General features: G+C 42.3%; 18 protein-coding genes and 1 riboswitch. Of the genes, 8 read left to right on the forward strand and 10 right to left on the reverse strand.

The annotated features are described in order from the left end of the window. Positions 1–104 precede the first annotated feature (104 nt). Positions 105–1,526 (reverse strand): aspartate ammonia-lyase, encoded by a 1,422-nt coding sequence (gene aspA / locus BA81_RS07380; RefSeq protein ID WP_024423908.1) that lies wholly within the window; start codon positions 1,524–1,526, stop codon positions 105–107. Between the two features lie 28 nt (positions 1,527–1,554). Beyond that, a complete protein-coding gene (locus tag BA81_RS07385; RefSeq protein WP_024427527.1) occupies positions 1,555–2,544 on the reverse strand; it encodes an asparaginase in 990 nt (329 codons plus the stop codon). 205 nt (positions 2,545–2,749) lie between these two features. On the opposite strand from BA81_RS07385, the gene BA81_RS07390 reads away from it, so the two are divergent. Further along, complete coding sequence (locus BA81_RS07390; RefSeq protein ID WP_024427528.1) at positions 2,750–3,097, forward strand: helix-turn-helix domain-containing protein; 348 nt, start codon at positions 2,750–2,752, stop codon at positions 3,095–3,097. Between the two features lie 54 nt (positions 3,098–3,151). On the opposite strand, the gene BA81_RS07395 is transcribed toward BA81_RS07390, so the two are convergent. The 5 genes from BA81_RS07395 to BA81_RS07415 form a co-directional block, all read right to left on the reverse strand. Continuing rightward, positions 3,152–3,616: a helix-turn-helix domain-containing protein gene (locus BA81_RS07395; RefSeq protein WP_024423909.1), complete on the reverse strand. Its 465-nt coding sequence runs from the start codon at positions 3,614–3,616 to the stop codon at positions 3,152–3,154. Between the two features lie 99 nt (positions 3,617–3,715). Next, positions 3,716–4,243 carry a YfjD family protein gene (locus BA81_RS07400; protein ID WP_034281363.1) on the reverse strand — a complete coding sequence of 176 codons (528 nt, stop codon included), beginning with the start codon at positions 4,241–4,243 and terminating at the stop codon, positions 3,716–3,718. Positions 4,244–4,264: 21 nt separating this feature from the next. Further along, a complete protein-coding gene (locus BA81_RS07405; RefSeq protein WP_034281364.1) occupies positions 4,265–5,023 on the reverse strand; it encodes a hypothetical protein in 759 nt (252 codons plus the stop codon). A 12-nt stretch (positions 5,024–5,035) separates the two neighbouring features. Beyond that, the gene (locus BA81_RS07410) at positions 5,036–6,232 is read right to left on the reverse strand and encodes a DUF6861 domain-containing protein (protein ID WP_034281365.1); all 1,197 of its coding nucleotides are present in this window, start codon (positions 6,230–6,232) and stop codon (positions 5,036–5,038) included. A gap of 4 nt (positions 6,233–6,236) precedes the next feature. Beyond that, entirely contained in the window at positions 6,237–6,560 is a 324-nt protein-coding gene (locus tag BA81_RS07415) for a WXG100 family type VII secretion target (RefSeq protein WP_024427532.1), read from the reverse strand. A gap of 226 nt (positions 6,561–6,786) precedes the next feature. Between BA81_RS07415 and pepT the strand changes: the two genes are divergently transcribed. Next, on the forward strand, positions 6,787–8,019 hold the full coding sequence (gene pepT, locus BA81_RS07420; protein ID WP_034281366.1) for a peptidase T: 1,233 nt from the start codon (positions 6,787–6,789) through the stop codon (positions 8,017–8,019). Positions 8,020–8,308: 289 nt separating this feature from the next. Continuing rightward, positions 8,309–8,488 (forward strand): hypothetical protein, encoded by a 180-nt coding sequence (locus BA81_RS07425; RefSeq protein ID WP_008345664.1) that lies wholly within the window; start codon positions 8,309–8,311, stop codon positions 8,486–8,488. Between the two features lie 85 nt (positions 8,489–8,573). On the opposite strand, the gene BA81_RS07430 is transcribed toward BA81_RS07425, so the two are convergent. After that, positions 8,574–9,251, reverse strand: a complete 678-nt coding sequence (locus tag BA81_RS07430; protein ID WP_034281367.1) for a DUF3298 and DUF4163 domain-containing protein — start codon at positions 9,249–9,251, stop codon at positions 8,574–8,576. 161 nt (positions 9,252–9,412) lie between these two features. Here BA81_RS07430 and BA81_RS07435 point away from each other — a divergent pair, with 161 nt between their 5' ends. The 5 genes from BA81_RS07435 (at position 9,413) to BA81_RS07455 (ending at position 15,568) form a co-directional block, all read left to right on the forward strand. Beyond that, the gene (locus BA81_RS07435) at positions 9,413–10,270 is read left to right on the forward strand and encodes a MurR/RpiR family transcriptional regulator (RefSeq protein ID WP_170825854.1); all 858 of its coding nucleotides are present in this window, start codon (positions 9,413–9,415) and stop codon (positions 10,268–10,270) included. Positions 10,271–10,468: 198 nt separating this feature from the next. After that, positions 10,469–11,362, forward strand: coding sequence for a 2-hydroxy-3-oxopropionate reductase (garR, locus tag BA81_RS07440; protein ID WP_034281369.1), 894 nt, complete (start codon positions 10,469–10,471; stop codon positions 11,360–11,362). 7 nt (positions 11,363–11,369) lie between these two features. Then, positions 11,370–12,791 (forward strand): four-carbon acid sugar kinase family protein, encoded by a 1,422-nt coding sequence (locus tag BA81_RS07445; RefSeq protein ID WP_034281465.1) that lies wholly within the window; start codon positions 11,370–11,372, stop codon positions 12,789–12,791. Positions 12,792–12,840: 49 nt separating this feature from the next. Then, positions 12,841–14,160 (forward strand): gluconate:H+ symporter, encoded by a 1,320-nt coding sequence (locus tag BA81_RS07450; RefSeq protein ID WP_024423918.1) that lies wholly within the window; start codon positions 12,841–12,843, stop codon positions 14,158–14,160. An 82-nt stretch (positions 14,161–14,242) separates the two neighbouring features. Next, positions 14,243–14,355, forward strand: a riboswitch (SAM riboswitch). 88 nt (positions 14,356–14,443) lie between these two features. Further along, complete coding sequence (locus BA81_RS07455) at positions 14,444–15,568, forward strand: 5-methyltetrahydropteroyltriglutamate--homocysteine S-methyltransferase (RefSeq protein ID WP_034281370.1); 1,125 nt, start codon at positions 14,444–14,446, stop codon at positions 15,566–15,568. A 54-nt stretch (positions 15,569–15,622) separates the two neighbouring features. Here BA81_RS07455 and bglH read toward each other — a convergent pair whose 3' ends face one another. Beyond that, positions 15,623–17,041, reverse strand: a complete 1,419-nt coding sequence (bglH, locus tag BA81_RS07460; RefSeq protein ID WP_034281371.1) for an aryl-phospho-beta-d-glucosidase — start codon at positions 17,039–17,041, stop codon at positions 15,623–15,625. Then, positions 17,013–18,920: a beta-glucoside-specific PTS transporter subunit IIABC gene (locus tag BA81_RS07465; protein ID WP_034281372.1), complete on the reverse strand. Its 1,908-nt coding sequence runs from the start codon at positions 18,918–18,920 to the stop codon at positions 17,013–17,015. The genes bglH and BA81_RS07465 overlap by 29 nt, the downstream gene beginning before the upstream one ends. Positions 18,921–19,110: the final 190 nt, after the last annotated feature.

Genomic DNA, 19,110 nt, shown 5'->3' on the forward strand with positions numbered 1-19,110 from the left:
AATATTGTGAAAAAAGTGTGTCAATTCGAAAGAAAGTGAATTGCCTGTTTTTCTCTTTTTCACAGGCAATTCCACATATTAATAAAATAAAATTTTTGATATTATTATCGCTCTAGGAGCTCTGCACCTGCAATGCCAGGCTTTGTCATCTCGAATGGATTTAAGATAATATCAAGTTCTTCTTCCGTTAAAACATCGTACTGCAAGCAAAGATCTCTGATCGATTGTCCTGTTAAAATGGCTTCTCTTGCAATTCTAGCGGCTGCTTCATAGCCTAAGTGAGGGTTCACGGCAGTGATCACGCCTGCACTTTTTTCTACATATTCTTTCAAACGTATTTCATTTGCTTCAATGTCCGCTAAGCAATGATCTGTGAATGAGCGGAATCCGTTATTCATTATACTAATAGATTGAAGCAAGTTAAAGACCAGAACAGGCTCCATCACATTTAACTCAAGCTGTCCTGCTTCAGAAGCAAGACAGATCGTGTGGTCGTTCCCAATGACCTGGAATGCGATTTGGTTAATGAGCTCTGCCATGACTGGATTGACTTTCCCAGGCATGATGGAAGATCCAGGCTGGCGGGCTGGTAATGCGATTTCAGCAAGACCTGCGCGCGGACCAGATGCCATTAAGCGAAGGTCATTGGCAATCTTAGACATGTTCATCATACATACTTTTAAAGCGGCGGATACTTCTGTGTAAGCATCTGTATTTTGCGTTGCATCCACGAGATGCTCTGCGCCTACAAGAGGAAGACCAGATATATCAGCGAGCTTCTTCACCACGATTTCAATATAACGAGGATCTGCGTTTAAGCCTGTCCCAACTGCTGTTGCACCCATATTGACTTCATATAAATGCTGTTTTGATTGGTTGATCCGCTTAATATCACGGCTCAGCACGCGGCTGTAAGCTTCAAATTCCTGTCCCAAACGGATTGGAACAGCATCCTGAAGGTGCGTACGTCCCATTTTGATCACATGATCGAATTCTTTCGCTTTCTTTTGAAAGACGTCCTGCATGACTTGCATCGTTTCAAGCAGAATATCTAACTGCTTGAGCACAGCAATGTGGATCGCCGTTGGGAATGAATCATTCGTTGATTGCGACATGTTCACATGTGTGTTTGGGCTTAAATGGATGTATTCTCCCTTTTGATGTCCCATGATTTCTAGTGCTCTGTTTCCAATCACTTCATTGGCATTCATATTCATGGACGTTCCTGCGCCGCCTTGAATTGGGTCGACAATAAAGTACTCGTGCAGCTTGCCTTCAATGACTTCATCAGACGCTTGAACGATGGCATTTCCAATTCCTTCATATAAACGTCCAACTTCCATATTGGCTTGAGCTGCTGCTTTTTTCACGATGGCAAAGGCTCTGATTAGTTCCTCGTGCATCCGATATCCTGTAATCGGGAAATTCTCTTTTGCACGAAGGGTTTGAACCCCATAATACACGTCTGCTGGAATTTCTTTTTCACCAAGAAAATCCTTCTCATAGCGATAAGTTGCTTGAACCATCTCTTATGACCTGCTTTCTATAGAATAGTTAAATCACTAAATCTTCTGCGATTGGCGTTTCCATAATCTTTTTGACTTCTCTTGGATCTGTTGTTTTGCCTAGTGCCCACATCAGTTTCGGCACGATAGCTTCTGTATTCATATTTCTTGAACGTGCCACCAATTCTTGATTGATCTTGCGCCCTACCTCATACACACTCATGTCTTCTCCTTCTTCAAGACACTGAGTGGTGATGACAACAGAAATGCCTTCTTCCAGCAATTCGTTAATCTTTTCTAAAAGGTTTCTTCCTTCGAAAGGAATTCCGCCGCTGCCGTAGCTTTCAATGACAACCCCTTTGTACATGCTTTTGACTGCATCTAAAAACTCGGGCTTCAGGCCTGGGTGCAATTTTAACAGACACACATCTGTGTTCAAGGATGCATCTAATTTAAGCGGTTTCATTGGTGTTCTTTTTACTTTGCTATTGTATTCAATTTGATGGTTTTCAATTGATGCAATATATGGGTAGTTAATGCTTTCAAATGCATCGTAGCTTTTCGTTCTTAGTTTGATCGCACGTGTTCCTTGGATGACCCTGCCATCAAACACGACATACACGCCGCCAACACCGTCACATGCAAAGCGAATTGCATCTGTGATGTTTTTCTTCGCATCTGTTTTCTTAAAAGTAATCGGAATTTGTGAACCTGTAATCACGATCGGCTTATCAGGATTTTGCAGCATATAAGACAACGCTGCTGATGTATAGGCCATTGTATCGGTTCCGTGAGTAACGACAAACCCGTCATACTGATCATAATTCTCATAAATGGCTGTTGCGATATCAACCCAGTATTCAGGCTGCATATTTGTACTATCTATACTCATTAGGGACTTTGTGTCCATTGTATATTCTGCATTAATTTCGTTTAAATAGCTCAAAAGATCCTCAGCTTTAACACCTGGAGCTAAACCATTTTCACTCTCTACAGATGCAATCGTCCCACCAGTCGTTAAAAGCAATAATTTCTTCAACAGGTCCACCTCTTTCGTAAAATTACTTCGTTTGTCACACATATTATAAGCTAGCTTGTGCTATTCTATAATATACGCTTTACGCGTACCTTCATTGCCATTATAGTCACATAACGCGAATTAATCAAGAAATTGTTACGCATAACGCGTACATTCTATGTCAAAATATGATATACTGTTGTTGTAAATAAAGGAGCGTTCATGTATGATACTCGATCGTTTAACCACCCTTAGAAAAAAGAAAAAATGGTCTCTCCAGCATACGGCAGATCGCCTAGGTATCGCCAAAAGCACCTATGCCGGTTACGAATCTGGGTACCGACGACCTTCGCTTGAAGCAGTGAAGCTGCTGGCTGATTTGTATGATACGTCCATTGATTTTTTACTTGGTAGAACGGACGAGCCAGAGATACAACGCAAAATCTCTGATATCAAAATTGAACTGACGGAAGCAAAAGAAGGAACCATTTATGTAGACGGCGTTCCCCTAAATGATGAAGAAATCAAACAGCTTGTTGCCTTTATTCGGGCGAAAAACACTCTAAAAGTATAAACACAGAAAAGAGAGGCACCTTATAAACAGGTGCCTCTCTTTCCTTTTCCAATCTCAATATGGAGAAGACAGCTGGCTTAATTCCTCTAGCCGCCGCTTCGCTTCTTCTTTATTAAACGAACTATAATAGCGATAATTCTCCTCGTCTAAGATGCGGTAATGCTGACTAAGTACATTTTGCTGAAGCCGAAACGTGCCTTTTTTGACAGACGTCCTCCACCAAACCTTGCCGCCAATCGTACGCTCTACTGATAGATGCAATTCATCATGTGCCACAACTTCCAAAATCTCGAGCGGGTCATCCCCCAGGGTGCCTTTTAAAATGTCACTATCTCTGAATAATGCACATACGGCCGCGGATTGCGTCCAGTTGAGACGCAGCCTGTTTTTTTCAACCTGCTGTAGATGCCGTTTCGATAGACCAAGTACCTCCGCCATACGATCCTGCGTATAATCCTTTTCTTTTCGAATCCGTGCCATTTGTTCTGTGACGAGGTCGATTACCATCTCTTTATCCATCTCTCATCACCTCTTTCGAGTGTTCAGTCTTTACTGACATCATACACGATTTCTTCGAAAAAGTGGCGCCTCATCCTATGGAATTCTGACAAAAACAACTTAGTCGGTCTCCTCTTCTCCTTGGCCATGCTGCTGTCTCCAATTTTCTTGGGCTGTCTGATGTAAATATGGATAGATCTCCTGTTTGACGGTCTGCTCAAATACTTCTTCATCTAAAATGCTGTATGCCGGAATTTTGATCAATTTCCCATCTACTTTCCGAATGAGCACATCCATGAAAAGAAATCCTCTTATACTGTAACGATGCCTGCGCATGTCGATTGATTGAATATCTTGAAAAGGAATCATTCGCTCCCGGTGCAGCACAGCGCCATTCTCTCCGCGCTGAATGCGAAAAATCACATTTCCCCTCTTCGTAAAAGCAGGCAAAATCATCAAAAAGGAGATCCAGCCATAGACAATACCTAATAGTCCGCCTAAAAATAAAAACAATGTATAGTTTGATTCAAATGTAAGAGCTTCTGAAAATAACCAAATACCGATGATACCGAAGCCGCCCGTTGCTAAGAATGCCCATACTCTTAAAAAAGGTCTGCTCCTTACTTCTATTACTTCACTTGGATTCAAGTGTCATTCTCCTTTTCTCCATTAGAATATAGAACGTAACCCGTCTCGATGAGCCGTCTCAATGCGAAATTGATTTTCTTTTATTCCTGATACAAGCCACGATTGGTTCTCACCTGGAATCACAAATAGCATGGACTCCACATCAGGCGTATTATTTTTGTCATAGACGACCTTCATGAGAGAGTCCATCTTTCCTTTTCTCGTCTGTACATCAGAAACAAATGCCTTCACGAGCTCTTGATTCTCCGCTTTATTCAGAAAGGATGGCCACTCATTTTTCGCTTCGCTTGCCTGTTCTAATAGCATTTCAAATTCCTCTGCCTGCAGGCTGATGACAGGTTCAGGGTGATCATTCATCTGTATGTTGAAAAAGGCTGTCACTTGCTCCTCTGCCTGCTGATCGCCATCCAGTTTGCGAATCTGATGCACTTGTTGATCATAAAGCGTATGATGCGCATATACACCCGCTTGTGTTGTGTGAAAAGAGGTGCTGACTTCTTCATCTAAATCTCCAAATCTAGACGCCTTGATCGTGTGGGAGGCATCATTCATCGCCTGGATGAAATGACGGTATTCCGTTTTATAACGGTATTGTCTGTTTCGAAATTCCAGTACACCTTTTGCGAGCAAAGAGCGGCACGCAATTTCAAATAAAAAACCCAAGCGCTCGTCCTCTACTTCAGGATAATAAGCCTCCTTTAAGGACATACCTTGTTCAAAATAGCCTTCACTGTAAAAACTAAAGATGAGTTCCTCAATACTTAGACTTAGCTGATCCAACTTGATCTCTCCTTATCCAAAAGAAAATGCACCCTTAAAGAAATCGCCTGCACCCTTTATGAGCGAATCTGCGGTTTCTTTTGTTTTTTCTATCCCTTTATGTATCACTTGATTTGCCTGATCAATGGTATCATTCACTGCTTTCACACCTTGACCCGCCAGTTCGAACGCTTTTTTCCCTTTATCCACGACTGCATGAATCGGGTCCTTTAATTTCACTGCCATCTGTTCAGCAAAACCGGATGTCAGCTTGGCGACTTTTTCTCCAATAAATCCACCTACTGCTGAACCAATGGCTCCGCCAACCACGGTTCCAATCGGACCTGCAAAGCTGCCAAGAGCACCGCCGACAACGGCACCTGCGACAGAACCGCCAGCGATAAAGACCGTATTGTTCACTGCATTTCCAACAGCCTTTGCATTTTCACGCTTAAGAACTTCTGGCTGATCGCCGAATTCTGCATAGTTCTCGGCAATTTTCAATCCACAGCCAACCGTCTCAGTTGCACCAGTGACAACTGTTGCAATGATGGCATTTCCTTTCGCAAATCTTGCACCATTTTTCAGAACAGACTTAATAGCAGCCGTGTCCTTCCAATTAATACTTCCTTTTGTAAAATCACGAACACTGTTTGTGAACGCAACTGTATCGTCAGGATAAAATTTTGTGAATTTCTTATGAACCAAGTCAGCCATCGGCCAGTTCGATCGTTTTAATAATTCTTTTTTACTCAGCCAAATCCTTGCTAACCGGTCAAATCTCGTTCCTTCTACCCGGCTGGTCAGATCAAGCAGCAGCTTTGAATGCTGCGCTGCATATCGGCCATTCTCTTTAATGAAAGTCGTCATTCCAAGCCCGTAATATTTCGCCTGCATCATCACGATACCAGATAAGCTCGTGAGTGTACCATATTGATCATAAATACTGTACAATTTCCGCAATATATCATCTGCTTCGACCATTTTATCCGTTGCATGACGAATGGCAATATCATCACTGCTCAATTTGCTGATTAATGCCTGTCCTGCTCCCCATGCATCCCCGACACCAGAAAAACAGCTTCTATACCGAAGATCGCAGCTTAAAATCAGCCCGTCCAGTTCACTATGTAAATCGCGGTGCTTCGTTTCAATGGCTGACAGCTCGCCTACAAAATCATTCGCCAGCCCAGTCAGCTGATCTGGATCAACCACAATGTCACGTGCCATCACATCATCTCCCTTCTCGGTTTCTTTCTCTCCGTTCTTCTCGTCTCTTTCGCTCAAGCTCTTCCATTCTGGCAATTTCAGCTTTACGCTCCTCAATTTTGACCGCTGCATCCCGCAGTTCCTGACTTGTTTCAAGCAAATCCTTTTCAAATTGATCATAGCGTGCCGTTGTTTCTTCAAAGCTTTGATCAAATTTATCCCTTGCTTCTCCCTGCCAGCCTGATCCTACTGCCTTCAGCCGATTTTCCAGCAGCTGCTTGGACTGCCGAATCTCATCAGCCGCTTCCTGAAACTTTTGAGCGAGTGCCAGCGTTTGACTAGAATCCAACTTTCGCACCCCTTTCTCCCAATTTAACGTACAAATGGATGATTTTATATGTCCTCATTATAAATAAAAAGACACCCAAAAAAATCACCCTAAAGAACCATTCAGCACATTACCTAATGAAAGTAGGCCTTTTTCCTCTCTAATTGCCAGAGAAAGCCTTTCTTGTTATGAAGCGCATTCAAGACGTGATAAAATGGACGTATTCTACAAAAGGAGTGACGTATAGATGAAAGAGGAAATGATTCAGCGTTTCACAAGTTATGTGAAGGTAGATACGCAGTCGGATGCAGAAAAGGAAAGCTGCCCATCTACTGAAGGACAATTGAATCTGGCGAGACAGCTTGTTGAAGAAATGAAATCCATTGGGATTCAAGAAGTAACAATGGATGAAAACGGCTATGTCATGGGAACGATCCCTTCTAACACAGACAAAGATGTGCCGACCATTGGCTTTCTGGCTCATATTGACACAGCCACTGACTTCACCGGCAAAAATGTAAAACCGCAGCTTCATGAGAACTATCAAGGCGGCGACATTACCTTAAATGAAGATCTACATATCGTTTTATCTCCACAACAGTTTCCAAATTTACAAAAGTACCAAGGACATACACTGATCACAACAGATGGCACAACCCTGCTTGGTGCAGATAACAAAGCTGGTATCGCAGAAATTATGACCGCTATGAATTACCTCATCGAACACCCAGAAATCAAGCATGGAAAAATCCGTGTCGCTTTTACGCCAGATGAAGAGATTGGCAGAGGGCCGCACAAGTTTGATGTTGATGCCTTTGGCGCTTCCTATGCATACACAATTGACGGCGGACCGCTTGGCGAGCTGCAATATGAAAGCTTCAACGCAGCGGGCGCGAAAGTATCCATTAAAGGAAACAATGTCCACCCAGGGACAGCAAAGGACAAAATGGTCAGTGCTGCGAAAATCGGGATGCTTTTTCACAACAAACTTCCTTCTGACGAATCTCCGGAGTATACAGAAGGCTACGAAGGCTTTTTCCACCTGACGAAATTTGTAGGAGAAGTAGAAGAGGCTGAGTTGCAATATATTATCCGTGATTTTGATAAAGAGAAATTCAACAATCGCAAGGCCCTGTTTGAAAAAATAGCAAATGACTTAAAAGCCACATACGGAGAAAACAGCATCACCCTCAGCATTCAGGATCAATATTATAATATGAGAGAAAAAATTGAGCCGGTAAAACATATTGTAGACATTGCTCATGAAGCCATGGAAAACCGCTCAGTAACACCGGTTATTGAACCAATCCGCGGCGGCACAGATGGCTCCCAGCTTTCATATAAAGGTCTTCCAACGCCAAACATCTTTACCGGCGGTGAAAACTTCCACGGTAAATATGAATTTATTTCCGTTGAAAACATGGTGAAAGCAACCGAAGTTATCGTTGAAATTGCCCGTTTATTTGAAGAAAAAGCATAGACATGTTTACAACCGTTCCTGTTCGGGAACGGTTTTTTAATAAAAGTTTACAATTTTCTGAAACTTTTATGACACTTATTCGTACTAATAGAGACAACCCCAGAAAAAATTCTTCTTGACGAGTGAAATAACTGGAAATATAATAGTTAAAAACAACCAGTATTTTAGACCTAAAATAGCAGATCAAATGAACCTTAAGAACTAAACCGTTTCTGCTGCTTATTTTCAGTTATAAACATCACTCACCCTGTCTACACTTAAAGAATAGGATGAATTGGAGGAATGTCATATGATGATTTTATTGATTATCGCTTCACTTTGCTGCTACTTACTATTCTCTTTCAAAAAAGATAACCGCACCCAAAAAAGAAAAAGCGCAGAGCTTTCGGAGTTTGAAATCTTTCGTATGCGCCGCCACTACAACGGAAAACGCCGTCACCCACTAAACGATGCACCTAAACAAGTATAAATCCAAATAAAAGAGCCTCATGAGGGGCTCTTTTTTGTTTGCATAAACAGCAAAAAACGACCAGATTCAGTGGTCGTTTTTCTTTTTATTTATATACCTTCGCAGGAACTTGAATCATAGGAATTCCAACATAATAAGGTGAAATTTCATATGGCTGGAAGACAACAGCAATTCCCTTTTTCGTGAAGTAATACTGCGTGTTGTAGTTGATTTCAATGTCGCTTTTTTTCAGGTTCGCGTAGAATTTGCTTTTATGTTTCTTTGTGTAGTTATAAATATAATCTCTTACTTTCGTACGCTTTTTCTTTGTTTTCACAACGTCTGTCAAGAACAGCTGCTTTGTTTTTTTCTTTGTTAACACATAGTTCATGCTGGAAACCATTGTGTCTCCGTGTGCTCCACCGTTATACATGTAATCATAGTTTAAGATACTCAGTTTCTTACCATTATTAAATTTCGTTTTATACGTTCTCTCATACGTGACCTTCCCATAACCTTCCTTTTTCGCTTCGTCCTTTAAAAACAAGTACGTAGAATAAGAGAAAGCGATATCTTCTTTTAAATCACGATTGATGGTTTTCATATGCGTCTTGCTTAGGTTTTTCACCTGTGCATATTTGAACGTTTTTTTCTTTTTATAATAGTGTGTGCTTACTTTTGCTTTTTTTGCTTGTTTGGCATCCGCAGATCCAACTGGCGCAAACAAGGAAACAATCAGTGAGAAAATAAGCAGGCTGATCGTTAGACCTTTTTTCATTGTCATAGTAAAAACCCCCATTTTTGTTTATTACCAAATGAGTATACCATGACAAAAGAACCAAAAGAAGTATTTTTTCCATATTATTCTTTATTTTTCCACACCGGGTTTGTTTACCGTTTTCATAAGTTCCTGTATGCTTAATGTAGAATGCTAGATGAAGTGTGGTGTTTATCATAGAAGAGAATATTTTTAGTCACATTCGGACGACGTTTCATAGTTTGTCCCCAACCCAGAAAAAGATTGCCAATTACATTTTACAAAATCCTCAGAAAGTTGTGCTTCATTCTATAAGTGCACTCGCTGCTGAATGCAGCACAAGTGAAACGACGATCTTTCGGTTTCTAAGGAAAATTGGCTATGAATCGTATCAAGTGTTTCGTGTCCATGTTGCACAGGATATTGCGACCAATACCCCTCAATCCATATACGGCGAGATCGAGGCAACCGATAGTGTCGCTGACATTAAACATAAGGTCATAGAGTTAACAACAAACTCTATTCAAGATATGAAGCATATTCTAGAGGATCATGCCGTCACGCAATTCATTGAACACATGAAACAGGCACATAAAACCGTCTTTTTTGGAGCAGGTGCGTCCAGCTTTATTGCTGGAGATGCTTATCATAAGTTCCTGCAGCTTGGTTTTGAAGTGAGCCTATGCAGTGATCCGCATATGATGAATATGATTGCAACACACGCCATGGAACACGATTTTATCGTCGCAATCTCCCATTCAGGAGAGAGCAGAGAAATTCTTGACGCCGTACAGTTTGCAAAAGAAAAAGGGGCAAAGGTTGCTTCTATCACCAGCTATCCGAAATCTGAGCTCGCAAAGCAGTCTGACTTTCATCTGCTTAGTTCTTCCAGAGAGACAACCTATCGATCGGACTCCATGATCTCCCGTATCAACCAGCTTGTGATCATTGATGTACTATACGTCGCCGCTGTTTTAGAGCTAGGATCAAATGCCATTGAAAACGTGAAACGATCTCGATTAGCTGTAGCTAAAAATAAAACATAAACGCAAAAGACCGGAGTTGATTCCGGTCTTTTTTTGTGACTTTTATCATATTTTCCGTTGACACGTTCCTATCACGTCATGTACATTAAATGAACAATAGTTTATTTCCTACTATTAAATTTAATTGATAGTATATATACTAACAATAAGAAAAGAAAGCGCTTTTTGTAAGGGTTTTCTATATAGGAGGCAGACAACGTGACAAAGAAGATTGGATTCATTGGACTAGGTATTATGGGAAAACCTATGGCACTCAATCTATTAAAAGCCGGTCATACTTTGACGGTTTTTGACCTAAATGAGGAAGCGATTCGATCGTTACAAGAAGCCGGAGCAAAAGGTGCTGTTTCAGCAGCTGAGGCAGCTTCTGAAAGCGATATCATCATCACAATGCTTCCTAAAGGAGAGCATGTAGAGGCAGTCGTTTCAGGTGATCAAGGCATTTTAACGACAGCTGCACCTGGCACTGTCATCGTAGATATGAGCTCAATTTCTCCTGTCACCTCCAGGGCTTTAGCTGCTTTTGCCAAACAGCATCAGGTGGAATTTATCGATGCACCTGTCAGCGGCGGAGAACCGAAGGCAATAGACGGAACACTTGCCATCATGGCTGGCGGCGAAGAATCCATCTTTGAGAAAGTAAAGGATGTCCTGCTTGCAATGGGCACTGAAGTCGTATTAGTTGGGGCAAATGGCAGCGGGACAACAGCGAAGCTTGCCAATCAAATCATCGTCAACTTAAATATTGCGGCCATGTCCGAGGCGCTCGTTCTAGCTGCTAAATCAGGCATTGCCATTGATAAGATGTATGAAGCCATCCGCGGCGGACTGGCAGGGAGCGCTGTTCTCGATGCAAAGGTCCCTCTCATCTTAGAACGAAATTTTGAACCTGGCGGACGCATCGACATCAACTTGAAGGATTTAACCAACGTCATGGAAACGGCTCATGATATCGGTGTTCCTCTCCCGCTTTCTAGTCAGCTGCTTGAAATCTTCCACGCCCTCAAAGCGGACGGGAAATCCGGGCTTGATCATGGAGGCATCGTTCAATATTACGAAAAAATGGCTCATGTCGAAGTAAAGAAAGGATGAGATGGTCATGAAGCAAAGCACTGACATACTAAATGCCATTCCGAAAGCAGATTCAAAGGCCATTCAATCAGCATACGAACAAGCACTGAGCAGCTTTGAGCATAAAGTCATTGTATTAGACGATGATCCAACAGGGATTCAAACCGTACATGGCATCTCTGTTTTCACCGATTGGTCAGAAGAAAGCATTGAGGCTGGTTTTCTTGAAGACAGCCGCATGTTCTTTATTTTGACCAATTCACGCAGTATGACTGAGAAAGAAACTGCCGCTGCGCACAAAACAATCGCAGCAACCATTGTAAAGGTGGCTGAACGTCTTAATCAGGACTTCGTCATTGTCAGCCGAGGGGATTCTACTCTTCGCGGACACTTTCCGCTTGAAACTGAAGTACTCAAAACGACCATTGAACAGCAAAGCTCCCGCCAGTTCGATGGTGAAATCCTTCTTCCTTTTTTCCAAGAAGGTGGACGCTTTACGATCGACAATATTCATTACGTACAGGAAGGACACGAATTAATTCCTGCTGGTGACACAGAATTTGCAAGAGACCGTACATTCGGCTTTCAATCTTCTCATCTTGGAGAATGGATTGAAGAAAAGTCAGAAGGAATGTTCACAAAAAAGAACACTACCTACATTTCGTTAGCTGATCTGCGGGCTTTACGCATTGATCAAATCAAACAGCAGCTCATGAGTGTCAAGGATTTCAAAAAGGTGGTTGTAAACGCGGTGGACTATGATGATGTCAAAGTCTTTGTCACCGCTCTCATTGAAGCCATTCAAGCAGGACAGCAGCTGATGTTCAGAAGTGCGGCGGCGCTCACAAAAGTACTTGGCGGTATAGGGGATCAAGCCTTATTAACAAGAGATGCCTTGATCCAAGAAGAAAGCCCGCATGGTGGTCTCATTATGATCGGTTCTCATGTGAAAAAAACAACAGAACAATTAAAAGCGCTGCAACAAGATAAAGAGATAGCTTTTATTGAATTTAATACCCACCTCGTATTAGAGCCTGATGCCTTTCGCGAAGAAATTGACCGTGTCATTCAGCAAACTGAAGCACTGTTGGCAGCAGGTCAATCTGTAGCTGTTTATACAAGAAGAGAACGGCTTGATCTTGGGGATGATCGCCAAGAGGAAGAATTAAAGCTCTCTGTACAGATTAGTGATGCTGTGACAAGTATTGTCCAGCGTCTCACCATTCGTCCTAAGTATCTTATTGCCAAAGGTGGAATTACCTCCAGCGATATTGGAACAAGAGGACTTAGCGTGAAACGTGCGACCGTGGCAGGTCAAATCAAACCAGGGATCCCCGTTTGGCAAACAGGAGAAGAAAGTAAATTCCCTTTCATGTCTTATGTGATTTTCCCGGGAAATGTTGGGGCAAAGGATACGTTAAAAGAAGCTGTAGACATACTTGAAGGATAAGGCATAGGGGGTGTTTGCGCCCCTTATGCACCACAAAGGAGGAAAGATCATGTCGTTAGTGTTTATTGGACTTGGCGTTTTGTTACTGCTTTTACTCATGGTTGTCTTTAAGTTAAACGCTTTCATATCTTTGATTATTGTCTCTTTAATTGTTGCTGTGTTAGAAGGGATGACACCACTAGAAGCGATCGCTTCCGTCGAAAAAGGACTTGGCAGTACGCTCGGGCATCTCGCACTCGTTCTCGGTTTTGGTGCGATGCTTGGTAAATTGATGGCTGATTCTGGCGGAGCTCAGCGGATCGCGATGACACTCATTGACCGGTTTGGCATCGGAAAAATCCAATGGGCGACGATGCTGACTGGATTTGTGATTGGAATTGCTCTATTTTATGAAACCGGATTCATTATCTTAATTCCATTAGTCTTTACGATCGCTCAGGCTGCAAGACTTCCTGTGCTGTATGTGGGGATGCCGCTCGTCGCTGCACTCATCACCACACATGGCTTCCTCCCCCCTCACCCAGGACCGACTGCCATTGCAAATGTCTTTCAGGCAAACATGGGACAAACCTTATTGGTTGGGATTATTTTAGCGATTCCTGCTGTTTTAGTAGGCGGACTTCTGTTTACGAAACTATTTAAAAAAGATCAGTTGCACGCACATATTCCAAAGAACTTATTTAATCCAAAGGAATTCACAGAAGAAGAAATGCCTAGCTTCGGCATTAGCATTTTCACCGCTGTTCTGCCTGTATTGCTTATGACATTTAGAGCATTTCTAGAAATTTTCTTCCCATCCTCTCCATTGCTGCCAACTGCTGAGTTTTTAGGCGAACCGGCGATTGCACTATTAATCTCAGTGCTGCTTGCCATCTACACGTTTGGGCTTGGAAGAGGAAAGAGCATGCAGGATGTGATGAAGTCCATCACGGATTCTATCGGCTCTATTGCTATGATTCTATTAATTATTGCAGGCGGCGGCGCCTTTAAACAAGTGCTCATTGATAGCGGCGTCGATCAATACATTGCAGGAATCATGCAAGGAAGCACACTTTCTCCCCTGCTTCTGACTTGGCTCATTGCTGCTGTCCTTCGTGTCTCTTTAGGATCAGCCACTGTCGCCGGTCTCACGGCGGCTGGCATTTCTGCACCACTGATTGGCCTGACGGGTGTCAGCCCTGAATTAATGGTGATCGCAACAGGTGCGGGAAGTATTACATTCTCTCATGTGAATGATGCGGGTTTCTGGATTTATAAAGAATACTTTAACCTATCAATGGCTCAAACCTTTAAAACGTGGACATTGATGGTCACCGTGCTTTCACTTGTCGGACTTGCTGGTGTTCTTGTCGCTGATTTGTTCATGTAGGAAATTAAATTGTAAAAACCATTGACTTTTCCTCGAAAAGGTTGAATAATTGTGTTTATTAAGAAAATTGAATCAAAAGGTAACCTTATTAAGAGTGGTGGAGGGACTGGCCCTGTGAAACCCGGCAACCGCTGTTCCTAGGAACAGAATGGTGCTAATTCCTTAAGCAAGCAAATGCTTGTTTGAAGATAAGGCAGAGTTCTCACAGTATATGATGCTCTTCCTTATCTAAGGAAGAGCTTTTTTATTTGATTTTTTAACCTGAGGAAAGAAGGGATTCAGCATGACACAAGTACAAACCATTGGAAAGAAAACAACGAAACCGCCATTCCGCGCAGATCAAGTAGGAAGTTTACTTCGTTCAGAGCGCATCAAGGAAGCACGCAAGCAAAAAGCAGACGGTACGCTGACAGCAGAGCAGCTCCGACAAATTGAAAACGAAGAAATTACACGTATTGTAGAGAAGCAAAAAGAAATTGGGTTAGAGGTTGTCACAGATGGTGAATTCAGACGTGCATGGTGGCATTTTGACTTTCTTGAAGGACTCGATGGAGTTGAAGGATTTGAAGCAGATCAAGGCATTCAATTCCATAACACAACGACAAAAGCTAGAGGTATCAAGGTAACAGGTAAGATCGATTTTACAGATCATCCAATGCTGGAGGATTATCGTTTCCTTCACAGCATCGCTGGTGATCATACGGCTAAAATGACGATTCCAAGTCCGAATATGCTCTTTTTCCGTGGAAAGCTTGAAGAAGGAGTGTATGACAGCTTAGAGGAATTCCACCATGATGTGGCACAAGCGTATAAGAAAGCCATCCGTGCTTTTTATGATGCAGGCTGCCGCTACTTGCAGCTGGATGATACGGCATGGGCAGTGTTCTTTTCTGAAAAAGGCCATGAACAAATCAAAGCCTTTGGCCGTGAAGAAGATGAACTTCGTGAATCGTTTGCGAAGACAATCAATGAAGCTGTTGCCGACCGCCCAGAGGATTTGGTGATCACCATGCATATTTGCCGAGGTAACTTTAAATCGACATGGGCAGCTGAAGGTGGTTACGAAGCAGCGGCAGAAACAATTTTTGCCGGCTTAGATCTTGATGGTCTCTTTTTAGAGTTTGACGACGATCGTTCTGGCGGATTTGAGCCCCTTCGATATGTGAAGAACCCAAACCTTCAAATCGTACTAGGCCTTGTCACTTCAAAATACGGAGAGCTTGAGCCAGTTGAACAGATTAAAAAACGCATTGAGGAAGCGGCTCAATATGTAGACATTAACCAAATTTGTTTGAGTCCACAATGCGGATTCGCCTCAACAGAGGAAGGCAACCTGTTAACAGAAGAGCAGCAATGGGAAAAGCTGCGTCATGTGATTGAGATTGCAGATCAAGTGTGGACTTCGTAGTCCCTCAGAGAAGAAAAAAAGACAAACCGCAGTATGGCGGTTTGTCTTTTTCTTTTATGCATCCAAATGTTCACCATTCGTCGCAATCACTTGTTTATACCAATCGAAACTTTTCTTTTTCTTTCTATCTAATGTACCGTTTCCTTCATTATCACGGTCAACATAAATGAAGCCGTAGCGTTTTTTCATTTCAGCCGTTGATGCGCTGACAAGGTCAATTGGGCCCCAGCTTGTATAACCGATCAGGTCAACTCCGTCTGCGATCGCTTCTCTCGCCTCTAGCAAGTGGCTTCTGAGGTAATCAATTCGGTAATCGTCTTGAATGGATCCGTCTTCTTCTACTTGATCGACAGCACCCAATCCATTTTCTACGATAAACAATGGCTTTTGGTAACGGTCATACAGCTGATTCAGTGTTGTACGAAGTCCTTTCGGATCAATTTGCCAGCCCCAATCACTTGCTTCTAGATAAGGGTTTTTCACACCTTCAAATAAGTTACCGCCAGTCACTTGTCCAAGAATCTCTGGATCTGTACTTGTCACAAAGCTCATATAATAGCTGAAGCCAATATAGTCCACTGTATGGTTTCTTAAAATATCTTCGTCCCCTTCTTGGAACTCGATGTTGATGTCATTTTCAAGGAAATAACGTTTCATGTAACCTGGGTAATAACCTCTTGCCTGTACATCTGAGAAGAACAATGTTTTACGGTCTTGCTCAATTGCAGCAAACATATCTTCTGGTCTTGAGCTGTACGGATAAGTTGTCATCGCTGCAATCATACAGCCGATTTTCGCATCAGGAATGATTTCGTGTCCTGCTTTGACAGCCAAAGCACTTGCAACAAATTGGTGATGCGCTGCTTGATATTGAATGCTTTTCTCGTCATCACCCTCTTCAAATACAAGTCCGCCGCCAGTGAAAGGCGCATGTAATACAACGTTGATTTCATTGAAGGTCATCCAATATTTCACTTTGTCTTTAAAGCGGGTGAACAATGTTTTCGCGTATGTTTCATAAAGATCCACAAGCTTACGGTTTCTCCATCCGCCGTAGTTTTTCACAAGTGCGAGCGGCATTTCATAGTGAGAGATGGTGACAACTGGCTCAATTCCATGCTTATGCAGTTCATCAAATACTTTTTCATAAAAAGCGAGGCCTGCTTCATTCGGTTCCGCATCGTCGCCATTTGGGAAAATACGCGGCCAAGAAATGGATAATCTGAAGCACTTGAATCCCATTTCTGCAAAGAGTGCAATATCTTCTTTATAGCGATGGTAGAAATCGATTGCATCATGATATAAGTTAAGGTCTTTCATTGATTCATCGAATGGGTGCATAATACCATTTGGTGATACATCAGCTGTCGATAAGCCTTTTCCATCTTGATTATATGCGCCTTCAACTTGGTTGGCTGCAACAGCGCCGCCCCATAAGAAACCTTTAGGAAATGTTTTTTCTAACTTGTTCATGTTGAATACCCTCCTCTTTTTCTTCTACACTGACTGTAAGCAGTGTCTCTTTCACTGTAATCGTTCCATCTGTTTTCGCATCAACTTGTGCAAAATCGTTTGTGTTGGTGACAATAACAGGTGTGGTGACATCATAGCCTTCTTGCTGAATGCCCTCGATATCAAAATCAATGAGTACATCTCCTGCTTGAATCAGATCACCTGACTGCACATGACTTGTAAAATACTTTCCGTCAAGTTTTACCGTGTCAATCCCCACATGAATGAGAAGTTCTGTACCTTGTTCACTCTTCAAACCAATGGCATGTTTTGTGTGGAAAATGGTTTCAACCTTGCCGTTGAAAGGTGCTACAACACGCCCAACTGTTGGTACAATGGCTGCACCTTTACCCATGATTTCATTAGAGAATGTTGCATCATTTACTTGATTGAGCGGCTTTAGTTGACCTTCAAGCGGGCTTTGTACCACTTCATTTTGAAGTGCTGCTGTGTCTTTCTTTTCTTCTGGTTTGTCTGCTTTTGTATCATCTTTCACTGGTACATCTTTGAATCCGAGAACAAGTGTCATGATCGTTGCTACGACAAAGGCGATTACTAAGCCGATGATTGAGTAGACAAATGTTGGTCCAATGAATGTTGGGAGACCTGGAAGGCCTGCTGATCCAGATATCACATATGATTTTACTTTAAAGATTGACATGAACACGCCGCCTGCTGCTGCACCAATAAGGGCTGCAAGGAACGGTTTTTTCAATCGCATGTTCACACCATACATAGCAGGTTCAGTAATACCCATTAAGGCTGTGATACTTGTAGACATCGCCAATGATTTAAATGTTTTGTTTTTTGATCTTAAGAAGACACCGAATGCTGCGCCTGCTTGTGCCATATTTGCTACAAACATCATTGGAAGAATGAAGTCAAAACCGTTTAACGTAATGTTGTTAATCATGATTGGAAGCAGTGCATAGTGCATGCCCGTAATGATCAATGGTGACATGAAGCCGCCGATCAAGAGTCCGGCCAAAAGACCTGCATGTTTGAACAATAAATCAATTCCACCTGAAAGGCCACTTCCGATAATCCCGCCAAGCGGTCCAACCGCGATGAGCATAACTGGTACAACGACTAGAAGTGTGACTGTTGGAACAAGGATGATCTTTAATGATTTCGGACTATATTTTTCTGCGAATCTTTCAACATATGAACCAAGCCAGATGGTGAGCAGAATTGGAATCACCGATGAAGAGTACACAACGGCAACCACTGGCAAGCCTAGAAATTCTGTATTTCCCGCGCCCAGTAAAGCGGTTAACTGCGGGTGCAGTGCTGCTGCTGCAATGGCAGCCGCGATATACTGATTTGTGCCAATTTTTTTGGCTACGCTTACAGCAAGCAGAATCGGTAAGAAGTAAAAGGCTCCATCTCCAATGGCTGTTAAAATCGCATACGTACTGCTTTTATCTGATATCCACTGGAATGTGAGCATCAGTGCCAAAATCCCTTTGATCATACCGGCTCCAGCGATAGCCGGAAGAATCGGTGTGAAGACACCAGAGATAAAATCGAAAAGCTTTGATATCACATTTTGCTTTGACGCTTCTTCTGTACCACCTGACTTTACATCAGATGATAGACCTGAGTCAGCGATCATCGCTTGATAGACATTTGAGACATCATTGCCGATAATGACATGATATTGGCCTCCGCTTTGATTCACGCCCATGACGCCATCTGTTGATTGCAGCTTCTCTTTATCTGCCTTGCTTTCATCGTATAAGTTGAAGCGAAGTCTTGTCATACAATGCGTAACTTGCTTAACATTCTTTTCACCGCCGACAAGTTCTAGCACTTCTTTTGCTGTTTGTTTGTGGTTCATTGTATTACCCTCCAATCGTTGATTTCATCTTGATATAGAAAAAACCTAAACATCCATTAATGTCCGAGAAATAGCGATTCAGACATTAATCGATATTTAGGTTTTGCCTGCTTAACCAGTAACAATCCTTCATAGCGATTGATCGTTATTTAATTTTTATAAGTCTTTAGATATAAAAAAACCTAAATCA

Source organism: Bacillus safensis FO-36b (genome assembly GCF_000691165.1).
Taxonomy (GTDB): Bacteria; Bacillota; Bacilli; order Bacillales; family Bacillaceae; genus Bacillus; species Bacillus safensis.